This is a genomic window from Micromonospora sp. KC213 (assembly GCF_004348325.1).
Taxonomy (GTDB): Bacteria; Actinomycetota; Actinomycetes; order Mycobacteriales; family Micromonosporaceae; genus Micromonospora.
Genome location: NZ_SMKF01000193.1, coordinates 1 through 10323, shown reverse-complemented (window position 1 = coordinate 10323; position 10323 = coordinate 1). Strand labels below are relative to the sequence as shown.

The following is a 10323-nucleotide window of genomic DNA, read 5'->3' as shown; positions in this document are numbered from 1 at the left end:
GGGGGAGTTGCCGGTCGGGCGGGTGCCCCGGGCGTTGACGCTGTCGGCGCTGGTGGCGGAGCTGCGTACCGCGGTGACCGACCCGGACGCCCCGGTCACCCGGCGGCGCGCGGCGGCGGTCGAACTGGCCCGCCTCGCCGCTGCCGGCATCCCCGGCGCCCACCCGAACGACTGGTGGGGGCTGCGTGGCCTCTCCGACGACCGGCCGTTGGTCGACGAGGGCGAACCGGTCCGGGTCACCCCGTCGGCGATGGAGAGTGCCCTGCGGTGCAGCCTGCGCTGGCTGCTGGAACGGCACGGCGGCAGCGGCCCGGCCAGCGCCGCGCAGGGCGTGGGCAACCTGGTGCACGCCGCCGCGATGCTCGCCGAGGACGCCAACGCCGACCGCACCACCCTGCTGGAGTATGTGGCCGCCCGGTTCGACGCGATCGAGCTGGCCGCCCGTTGGATGGTCGGTCCGGAGCGGGAACGCGCCGAGGCCATGGTGGACAAGCTGCTCCGCTGGCTGGCCGGCAACCCGCGCCGCCTGCTCGCCATCGAACACGAGTTCGCCGTCCGCCTCGACGACCCGACTCGCCCGGTCGAGCTGACCGGCCGGGTGGATCGGCTGGAGGTCGACGCCGACGGCCGGCTCGTGGTGATCGACCTGAAGACCGGTAAGTCCACCGCGGTCACCGAACGGGAGGTGGCCGAGCACCCGCAGCTCGGCGCGTACCAGGCGGCGGTCGAGGCGGGGGCGTTCGCCGAGTTCGGCGACGAGCCGGGCGGAGCGGCGCTGGTGCAGCTCGGCACCGGGGCGAAGGACGCCAAGGAACAGACCCAGGCCGCCGTCGGGCAGGGCCCCGAGGCGGGCTGGGCCACCGCGTTGGTCCGGCGCACCGCCGATACGATGGCCGCCGCGACCTTCGCCGCGGTCGCGAACGCGAAGTGTCGGGTGTGCCCGGTGCGTACCAGCTGCCCGGTCTCGGGGCAGGGCCGACAGGTCGTGGAACCGCCGGCGAGCCGCCCCCCGGAGCAGTCGTGACGCAGCCCGCCCTCTTCGGCACCGCCGCCCCGACGCCGCGTACCCCGGACTCCGGGCCGCGCTACACGCCGGTCGAGCTGGCGAAGCTGCTGCGGCTGCCCGCCCCGACCCGGGAACAGGCGGCGATCATCGCCGCCCCGGTCGAACCGCTGCTGGTGGTCGCGGGCGCCGGCTCGGGCAAGACCGAGACGATGGCCGCCCGGGTGGTCTGGCTGGTCGCCAACTCGTACGTCCGGCCGGAGCAGATCCTCGGCCTCACCTTCACCCGCAAGGCGGCCGGTGAGCTGGCGCACCGGGTGCGTACCCGACTCGACCAACTCGTACGACGGTTGGGTCGGCGCGGGCGTGACCCGCTGGACGACCCGCTCGCCGGCGAACCCACCGTCGCCACCTACCACTCGTACGCCGGGCGGATTGTCACCGAGCACGGGCTGCGTGCCGGGTACGAGCCGACCACCCGGCTGCTCACCGAGGCGTCCCGCTGGCAGCTGGTCGACCTGCTGGTGCGCAACTACGACGGTGACATGTCCGAGGTGGAGCGGATGCCGAGCACGGTCACCGACGCCGTGCTGGCCCTCGCCGGCGAACTGGACGAGCACCTGGTCGACCCGGACGACCTGGCCGCCTGGACTGGCCGGTTCTTCGCCGAGGTGCAGTCCCGACCCGGCCGGGTCTACGCCGACGTGCGCCGGGCGTTGCAGCTGCAGCAGACCCGGCTCAAGCTGCTGCCGCTGGTGCGGGCGTACGCCCGCCGCAAGGACGACTTCGAGGCGATGGACTTCGCCGACCAGCTCGCCCGGGCGGCCCGGGTGGCCCGCGACCATCCCGCCGTTGGCGCGATCGAGCGGGACCGCTTCCCGGTTGTGCTGCTCGACGAGTACCAGGACACCAGTCACGCCCAGGTGGTGCTGCTCAACGCGCTGTTCGGCGGCGGCCACCCGGTCACCGCGGTCGGTGACCCGTGCCAGTCGATCTACGGCTGGCGGGGGGCCAGCGCCGGCACCCTGGACCGGTTCCCCACCGAGTTCGCCCGAGCCGACGGCACCCCGGCCGAGGTGTTGGGCCTCACCACGAGCTGGCGCAACCGGCCGGAGATCCTCGGCGTGGCCAACGCGCTCTCGGTGCCGCTGCGCGCCGCCGGTGCCCGGGTGCCGCAGCTGCGGGCGGCGCTGTGTGTCCGGGATCCGATTCCGCACCGCAGCCCGCGTGGCCACGCCGCCGGCACCGTCCACTGCGCGCTGTTGCACACGTACGCCGACGAGGCCGACTGGATCGCCGACAGCGTGCTGGCCGCCTGGCGGGGGGCGGCCGGGATGCCGCACGCGCTGCCCGAGCACATCCCGGTGCCGCACCGCCCCACCACCGCCGTGCTGGTCCGGCTGCGCAGCCAGATCCCGGCGATCGAGGCGGCGCTGCGCGCCCGGGGACTGCCGGTGGAGGTGGTCGGCCTCGGTGGCCTGCTGGACACTCCCGAGGTCCGTGACGTGGTCTGCACCCTGCGGGTGCTGGCCGACCCGACCGACGGGGCGGCGCTGCTGCGGCTGCTCACCGGTGCGCGCTGGCGGATCGGGCCACGCGACCTGGTCTCCCTGCACCGGCGGGCCCGGGCCATCGCGCGGGCCCGGCGGGAGCGGACCGACGACGACGGGCCGGAGATCACCGTGGACGCCCTGGACGAGGCGACCCTGGTCGAGGCGCTGGCCGATCTGGGGCCGGCGCAGGCGTACTCGGCGGAGGGTTACGCGCGGCTGCGGTCGTACGCGATGGAGCTGGCGCTGCTGCGGTACCGGCTGGACCAGACGCTGCCGGAGCTCATCGCGGACATCGAGCGGACCATCGGCCTGGACGTGGAGGTGGCCGTCCGGGCCGGCCGGGACGGCACCGGTGACGCCGGCCTGGCCCGAGGCCATCTGGACGCCCTCGGCGACGTCGCGGCCCGGTTCAGCGGGGAGACCCCCGGCGCGACCCTCGCCGGATTCCTGGCCTACCTGGCCGCCGCCGAGGACGAGGAGCGCGGCCTGGCCCCCGGCGAGGTCGAGGTGGTGGCGGGGGCGGTGCAGGTGCTCACCGCGCACGCCGCCAAGGGGCTGGAGTGGGACGTGGTGTCGGTCGCCGGGCTGACCCGGGGCGGCTGGCCCGGCCCGGTGCGCAACTCCGACCACTGGCTGGGCGGGCTCGGCGTGCTGCCGTTCCCGCTGCGTGGCGACGCCGACGGGTTGCCGGAGCTGGCGTTGGCCGGGGCGGAGGACCAGCGTGGGGTGGCCCGGGCGCTGGAGGAGTTCACCGACGCCTGGCGGGCCCACGACGAACGGGAGGAACGCCGGCTGGCGTACGTGGCGGTGACCCGTCCGCGCCGGCTGCTGCTCTGCTCCGGTTACTGGTGGGGGGAGGGGACGAAACGGTTCCGTGGCCCGTCGGTCTTCCTGCGCGAGGTCCACGACGCCTGCCTCGACGGTGCGGACGGCCACCTGGTCGACGAGTGGGCGCCCGAGCCGGCCGGCGACGCCGTCAACCCCACCACGGAGCTGGTGCTGCGGGCCGACTGGCCGGCCGACCCGCTGGGCGCCCGCCGGCCGGCGTTGACCGAGGCTGCGGGGCTGGTCCGTCGCTACCTCGCCGACCCGGCGGCGGCGGACCGCGAACTGGCCTGCGACCCGGCGGCCGATCCGGTGGCGGGCTCCGGGCCGATCGACCCGGAAGCTGCGGATCCGGCCGGGGGCGATCCCGAGGTGACGCGCTGGCGGCGGGAGGCGGATCTGCTCCTCGCCGAGCGTGCCGAGCTGCTGCGGCAGGCCGAGGCGGTGGAGGTGGCGCTGCCCGGGCAGCTCTCGGTGACGCAGCTGGTGGCGCTGCGCCGGGATCCGGCGGCGCTGGCCCGTACGCTGCGCCGGCCGATGCCCACCGCGCCCAACCCGTACGCCCGGCGGGGCACCGCCTTCCACACCTGGCTGGAGCAGCGCTTCGGCGCGGACCGGCTGCTCGACGTCGACGAGCTGCCCGGCGCGGCCGACGCGGACGCCGCGCCCGACGAGGCGCTGACCGAACTCCAGGAGCGTTTCCTGGCCAGCGAGTGGGCCGACCGGGTGCCGGTCGAGGTGGAGGTGCCGTTCGCCACGGTGATCGCCGGTGTGGTCGTCCGGGGCCGGATGGACGCCGTCTTCGCCCGCCCCGGTGGACGGTACGACGTGGTCGACTGGAAGACCGGCCGGCAGCCGGCCGGGCGGGAGGCGGAGGTGGCCGCCGTGCAGCTCGCCGTCTACCGGCTGGCCTGGGCGGAGCTGGCCGGGGTGCCGGTCGACCGGGTCGGGGCCGCGTTCCACTACGTCCGGGACGGCGTCACGGTGCGCCCGGCCGATCTGCTCGACGCCGACGGGCTCACCGCGCTCATCGCCGGTGTGCCCGAAGTTCCGTCAGGGGGTGGCACGCTTGCGGATTCGTGATATGGTGACGGAGTTGCAGTTTTGGTTTCCAGAGACTCTGTGTGCGCCTGGCGGATTGTGGCCCCAGGCGCTCTTTGTTGTGTCCGGAGTTCTCCGGGCGGGGCGACCAGCAGCGACAGGCTCGCCGTGCACTCGCGCACGGTGTGCACCTTTTCGGTCCGCAACAGGTGCGGGTCCGAACGTTCCGTCAAGGAGACGAAACACATGGCAATTGGTACCGTCAAGTGGTTCAACGCTGACAAGGGCTTCGGCTTCATCACCCCGGACGGCGGCGGCGCGGACGTCTTCGCCCACTTCTCGGCGATCCAGTCCTCCGGCTACCGCAGCCTGGACGAGAACCAGCGCGTCGAGTTCGAGGTGACCCAGGGCCAGAAGGGCCCGCAGGCGGAGAACATCCGCCCGCTCTGATCCTCGGATCGACCGGTAACACCCTCCGCGCCCTCCGGGCGCGGTGACGGGCCGGTCCGCCGCGCCGCCCACCCGCTCCGGCGGGGCGGCGCGCTGCGGCGGACCGCCCGTACCCTTTCGGTTCGTGCTTGTGAGTCCCGACGGACATGTCCGCCGGTGACCGCGTCGCCTCGCGGCGCCCTCCCTCGACACGTGCCGCGTCGAGGAAGGCTTTCGCATGACCATGACCATTCCCAGCTTCGCCGCCACCGGCCTGGCTCCCGCGCTCGTCGCCGAACTGGCCGCGCAGGGCATCACCGAGCCGTTCCCGATCCAGGTGGCGACCCTGCCGGACTCGCTGGCCGGCCGGGACGTGCTCGGCCGAGGCCGTACCGGCTCCGGCAAGACCCTCGCCTTCGGGCTCCCGCTGCTGTCGCGTACCGCCGGCCGTCGGGCCCGCGCCGGCCGTCCGCTGGCGCTGGTGCTGGTGCCCACCCGTGAGCTGGCCCAGCAGGTTACCGCCGCGCTGGCCCCGTACGCCGCCGCTCTCGGGCTGCGCTGTGCCACCGTCGTCGGCGGCCTGTCGTTGCAGCGGCAGGCGGACGCGCTGCGTGCCGGCGCGGAGGTGCTGGTGGCCACGCCGGGCCGGCTGCACGACCTGATCAACCGGGGCGACGCCCGCCTCGACCAGGTGGCGATCACGGTGTTGGACGAGGCCGACCAGATGGCCGACATGGGCTTCCTGCCGCAGGTCACCAGGTTGCTGGAGCAGGTGGCGCCCGGCGGCCAGCGGATGCTCTTCTCCGCCACCCTCGACGGCGGTGTGGACCGGCTGGTCCGCCGGTTCCTGACCAACCCCGTCTCGCACTCGGTCGACCCGGGCACCGCCACGGTGACCGCGATGACCCACCACGTGCTGCACGTCGACGCGGTCGACAAGCCCGACGCGCTCACCCGGATCGCCGCCCGCGAGGGCCGCACCATCCTGTTCATGGGGACCAAGCACCGCGCCGACCGGCTGGCCCGCCAGCTGCTGGCCAAGGGGGTACGCGCCGCGGCGCTGCACGGGGGCAAGTCGCAGCCGCAGCGCACCCGGATCCTGGAGCAGTTCCGCACCGGCCAGGTCACCGCCCTGGTGGCGACCGACGTGGCGGCCCGGGGCATCCACGTCGACGGACTCGACATGGTGGTCAACGTGGACCCGCCGACCGAGGCGAAGGACTACCTGCACCGGGGCGGCCGGACGGCCCGGGCGGGCGAGTCCGGCACGGTGGTCACCCTGGTCCTGCCGGAGCAGCGCCGGGACGTCTCCCGGTTGATGAGCGTGGCGGGTATCACCCCGCAGACCGCGCAGGTGCGCCCGGGTGACGAGGCGCTGTCCCGGGTCACCGGGGCGCGGGAGCCGTCCGGCGTGCCGGTGACGATCACCGTGCCGCAGCCGGCTGCGGCGGCCCGTCCGCGTACGGCGGGACCGGCGCACCGGCCCGCGGGGCGTTCCCGCCGCCCGCGCCGTCCCCGTTCCGCCTGACGGTCCCCGTCACGGCCGACCCCGCGCGACCGCCACGGCCGACCCCGCGCGACCGGATGGGTACGGCCGGTGACGGGGCGGGTGGGTGAGTCGACAAGGCGGCGGAAGTGGGTCCGATCAGCGACTGTCGCCGGGCCTTCGGGTGGTCGATGCTCTCCCTCGGGGTAAGAGCCGACCGGGGGGCCGGCTCGGAAAGGCGAACATGGGCGACACCGACTCGGGGGCGGTGCGCGAGCTGATGGTGGTGCTGGCGGTGGCGGGCGCCGGGCTGCTGCTCGCCACGGTGGCGGTGTTCGCGCCCTGGCAGCCGAGGCCGGGTCGGGCCGACCCGGTGGGTCTGGTGGAGCTGCACAGCCCGGGCGGCGCGGGGGCGCCGCCCGGAGAGCCGACCGTACGCTGACCCTGTCGCGTCACCGTCCGGCCTGGTCGAGGACGCCCCATCGGCGACGGATCGCGGTGTCGGCCGCGCCGAAGACCGCGTCCACCACCAGGCCGATCACCAGGATCACGATCATCGTGGAGAGCAGCCACGGGGAGTCCGCCAACTCCCGGGCGTAGGTGAGCTGCGCACCCAGCGAGGTCTGCGAGATGCCGACGACCAGCAGTTCGCCGGCCATCAGACTGCGCCAGGAGAACGCCCAGCCCTGCTTGAGCCCGGCGACGATGGCCGGCAGCGCGGCGGGCGCGATCACGTACCGGTAGAGGGTCAGCCCTCGCGCGCCGAGGTTGCGGCCGGCCCGCAGCAGCAGCGGAGGGACGTAGTCCACCCCCGTGATGACGCCGTTGGCGATGGACGGCGCGGCGCCGAGCACCACCACGAAGAAGATCGCCTTCTCGCTCAGTTCGAACAGCAGGATCGCCAGCGGAAACCAGGCGATCGACGGCATGGTCTGCAGGGCGGTGATCATCGATCCGATGGCGGCCCGCAGCACGGTCGACCGGGCCACCGCGAGGCCGACCAGCAGACCCACGGCGACCGAGAAGACGTACCCGACGGCTGCCCGGCGCAGCGTGACGGCGATGCCGTCCCAGAGTTGGGCGCTGCCAGCCTGCCGGAGCAGTTCCTCGCCGACCACCAGCGGACCGGGCAGCGACCACGGCGGCTTCCATCCGCTGAATACCACGAGCTGCCAGATCGCAACGGCCAGCGCCAGCGCGGCCAGTTTGGGCCAGGTGGCCGCCCAGATCCGGGCGGCTCGGGAGGTCTCCTTCTCCCGGCCGGCGATGTCCAACGCGTCCAGCCCGGACAGTTCCGCGTCGGTACGGGTCAGGGTGTCACGCGGCATGGCGGCCCACCTCCGCACGGAGCCGGTCGGTGACCTCGGCGGCGATCGCGGCCACCTCGGGGGAGTCGATGCGCCGGGGCCGGGGCACGGCCACATCGGTGGACCAGATGATCCGCCCGGGCCGGCTGCTGAGCAGGATGATCCGGTCGGCGAGGCGGGCCGCCTCCCGCACGTTGTGGGTGACGAAGAGCACGGTCAGGTTCCGCTCGGTCCAGATCCGTTCCAGCTCGTCGTGGAGGATGTCGCGGGTCATCGCGTCCAGCGCCCCGAAGGGCTCGTCCATCAGCAGCACCGGGGTGTCCAGGGCGAGGGTGCGGGCCAGGGCGACCCGCTGCCGCATGCCACCGGACAGCTCGTGCGGGCGCTTGCGGCCGAAGTCGGCCAGGTGGACGGTGCGTAGCAGCTCGGCGACCCGCTCCCGACGGCGCGCCCGTGGTGTGCCGCGCAGCTTGAGCGGCACCTCGACGTTGGCCTCGACGGTCAGCCACGGAAAGAGTGCCGGTTCCTGGAACATCAACCCCGGGTGGGCGCCGTCGGCGACGGCGATGTCGCCGCCGCTGGGGCGGTCCAGCCCGGCCACCAGGTTGAGCAGGGTGCTCTTGCCGCAGCCGGACGCCCCGACGAGGCAGACGAACTCGCCCGGCCGGACGTCGAGGCTCACCCTGTCCAGCGCCAGGACGGCGTTCGTGCCGCGGCCGTACACCTTGGTCACGCCGGTGAGCGCGACCGCGCTGGTCGCGCTCACCGGCGCCGTCGTCGTGGCGGTCACGGCTGGACCACCGTGGTCTTGCCCTGCGCCGCGAGCACCTCGTTGAGGTACCGGAGGTCGTAGAGGCCGTCGAGGCTGACCGGCTGGGTGAGCCCCACCGCGACCGCGTGTTCCAGCCCGGTCTTGAGCGAGGACGCGATCGGGTCGTTGGTGAACTCCAACGTCGGCCACGCCTGCTTGATCAGCTTCAGGTCCAGCGGCTTGCCGGTGATCCGGCCGATGTGGGTGGAGATGGCCTGCTGGGACTCGTCCGGCCGGGTGTTGACGTACTCGTTCGCGGCCACCTGCCCCTCGACCAGCTTCTGCACCACGTCGGGGTGGGCCTTGAGGAACCTCGTGGACACGATCAGGTTGGTGATCACAAACTTCCGGTCCGGCCAGAGGTCGCGCTCGTCGACGAGCGCCCTGCCGCCGGCGTTGACCAGCCGGGAGACGAACGGCTCGGGCACCCAGGCACCGTCGATCGCCCCGCTGCCGAACGTCTCCACCGTCTGCGCGTTCTCCTGCGGCACGATGGTGACGTCGCCGCCGCCCTCCTTGGTGGTCCGCAGGCCCTTCTCCTTGAGCCAGTAGCGCAGCGCCACGTCCTGGGTGTTGCCGAGTTGCGGGGTGGCGATCTTCTTCCCGCGTAGTTGCTCCACGGAGGTGATCTCCGGCTTGACGACCAGGGCCACGCCGCCGGAGGCGGCGCCCGAGACGACCCGTACGGCCTCGCCGCGGGACTTGGAGAAGGCGTTCACGGTCGGGTTCGGACCGATGTACGTGGCGTCGAGCGCGCCGGAGAAGATCGCCTCGACGGCGGCCGGGCCGGCGTTGAAGGTCTTGGTCTCCAGCCTGACGCCGCTGCCGAGCTTCTCGGCGAAGATGCCCTTCTCGACGCCGACCACCGCCGGGGCATGGGTGATGTTCGGGAAGTAGCCGAGCCGCAGGGTCACCGGGCCGGACGTGCCGGCTTCGCTGTCGTCGCCGCACGCCGCGGTCGTACCCGCCGTCGCCAGGCCGAGCACGGCGAGGGTGGCGAGGGAGACCAGCCGACGCAAGGGGGGCCGTTTCATCGTCCGTCCAATCCACTATTCCTACTTAGTCGATAGGAATAATCGGTGGGCGGGTGGATGGCGTCAAGAGCCGTCCAGCATCCAGGACACGCCGCTGCCGGCAGGCCGGAACAGACCCGGCGCGCGGGGGCACCGGTGGCGGCAGCGCCGACGCGTTAGGGTCGATCACGTGCCGACGCGGAGAGCGAAGATCCCATCGACCAGATACCCCGTCGAGCGGTTCAGCCTCGACAACGGTTTGCGGGTGGTGCTCACCCCCGACCGCAGCGCCCCGGTGATCGGGGTGGCGGTCGTCTACGACGTGGGCATCCGGTCCGAGCCGGAGGGGCGTACCGGTTTCGCCCACCTCTTCGAGCACCTGATGTTCCAGGGCTCGGAGAACCTGGAGAAATTGGCGCACTTCCGGCACGTGCAGGGCGCCGGCGGCACCTTCAACGGCTCCACCCACCTGGACTACACCGACTACTACGAGACGCTGCCGGCCAACGCCCTGGAACGGGCGCTGTTCCTCGAGGCCGACCGGATGCGCGGCCCTCGGCTGACCGCGGAGAACCTGCGCAACCAGGTCGACGTGGTCAAGGAGGAGATCCGGGTCAACGTGCTCAACCGGCCGTACGGCGGGTTCCCCTGGCTGACCCTGCCGCCGGTGATGTTCGACACCTTCCCCAACGCGCACGACGGCTACGGCTCCTTCGACGACCTGGAGTCGGCGACCGTCGCCGACGCCGCCGACTTCTTCCGCCGCTACTACGCCAGCGGCAACGCCGTACTGGCGGTCAGCGGGGACATCGACGTGGCCGAGGCGACCGCCCTGATCGAGCGGCACTTCGGTGA

Annotated in this window: 9 protein-coding genes; 6 read left to right on the top strand and 3 right to left on the bottom strand. The window is 73.4% G+C overall.

Translation table 11 applies throughout. The annotated features are described in order from the left end of the window. The 5 genes from E1166_RS26510 to E1166_RS26490 form a co-directional block, all read left to right on the top strand. Positions 1-1024: PD-(D/E)XK nuclease family protein (locus E1166_RS26510; RefSeq protein WP_132342663.1), on the top strand; the 1024-nt coding region annotated here is incomplete at its 5' end. Then, positions 1021-4464, top strand: coding sequence for an ATP-dependent DNA helicase (locus tag E1166_RS26505; RefSeq protein ID WP_132342662.1), 3444 nt, complete (start codon positions 1021-1023; stop codon positions 4462-4464). The genes E1166_RS26510 and E1166_RS26505, both read left to right, overlap by 4 nt. A gap of 204 nt (positions 4465-4668) precedes the next feature. Continuing rightward, on the top strand, positions 4669-4872 hold the full coding sequence (locus E1166_RS26500; RefSeq protein WP_007464836.1) for a cold-shock protein: 204 nt from the start codon (positions 4669-4671) through the stop codon (positions 4870-4872). A gap of 217 nt (positions 4873-5089) precedes the next feature. Then, complete coding sequence (locus E1166_RS26495) at positions 5090-6379, top strand: DEAD/DEAH box helicase (RefSeq protein WP_132342661.1); 1290 nt, start codon at positions 5090-5092, stop codon at positions 6377-6379. Between the two features lie 202 nt (positions 6380-6581). After that, the gene (locus E1166_RS26490; RefSeq protein ID WP_132342660.1) at positions 6582-6779 is read left to right on the top strand and encodes a hypothetical protein; all 198 of its coding nucleotides are present in this window, start codon (positions 6582-6584) and stop codon (positions 6777-6779) included. Between the two features lie 10 nt (positions 6780-6789). Here E1166_RS26490 and E1166_RS26485 read toward each other — a convergent pair whose 3' ends face one another. The 3 genes from E1166_RS26485 to E1166_RS26475 are packed head-to-tail and all read right to left on the bottom strand — an operon-like array spanning position 6790 to position 9489. Next, on the bottom strand, positions 6790-7665 hold the full coding sequence (locus tag E1166_RS26485; protein WP_132342659.1) for an ABC transporter permease: 876 nt from the start codon (positions 7663-7665) through the stop codon (positions 6790-6792). Continuing rightward, positions 7655-8434, bottom strand: coding sequence for an ABC transporter ATP-binding protein (locus E1166_RS26480; RefSeq protein ID WP_132270005.1), 780 nt, complete (start codon positions 8432-8434; stop codon positions 7655-7657). The genes E1166_RS26485 and E1166_RS26480 overlap by 11 nt, the downstream gene beginning before the upstream one ends. After that, entirely contained in the window at positions 8431-9489 is a 1059-nt protein-coding gene (locus E1166_RS26475; protein ID WP_132342658.1) for an ABC transporter substrate-binding protein, read from the bottom strand. Before E1166_RS26475 ends, E1166_RS26480 begins: the two co-directional genes overlap by 4 nt. Positions 9490-9658: 169 nt before the next feature. Here E1166_RS26475 and E1166_RS26470 point away from each other — a divergent pair. Next, positions 9659-10323 (top strand): pitrilysin family protein (locus E1166_RS26470; protein ID WP_132342657.1); only part of this gene is annotated, 665 nt, incomplete at its 3' end.

Bases quoted from the DNA above. Each gene is read 5' to 3' on its own strand.
- E1166_RS26500 (WP_007464836.1), top strand. From the start codon at position 4,669: ATGGCAATTGGTACCGTCAAGTGGTTCAACGCTGACAAGGGCTTCGGC.
- E1166_RS26495 (WP_132342661.1), top strand. From the start codon at position 5,090: ATGACCATGACCATTCCCAGCTTCGCCGCCACCGGCCTGGCTCCCGCG.
- E1166_RS26490 (WP_132342660.1), top strand. From the start codon at position 6,582: ATGGGCGACACCGACTCGGGGGCGGTGCGCGAGCTGATGGTGGTGCTG.
- E1166_RS26485 (WP_132342659.1), bottom strand. From the start codon at position 7,665: ATGCCGCGTGACACCCTGACCCGTACCGACGCGGAACTGTCCGGGCTG.
- E1166_RS26475 (WP_132342658.1), bottom strand. From the start codon at position 9,489: ATGAAACGGCCCCCCTTGCGTCGGCTGGTCTCCCTCGCCACCCTCGCC.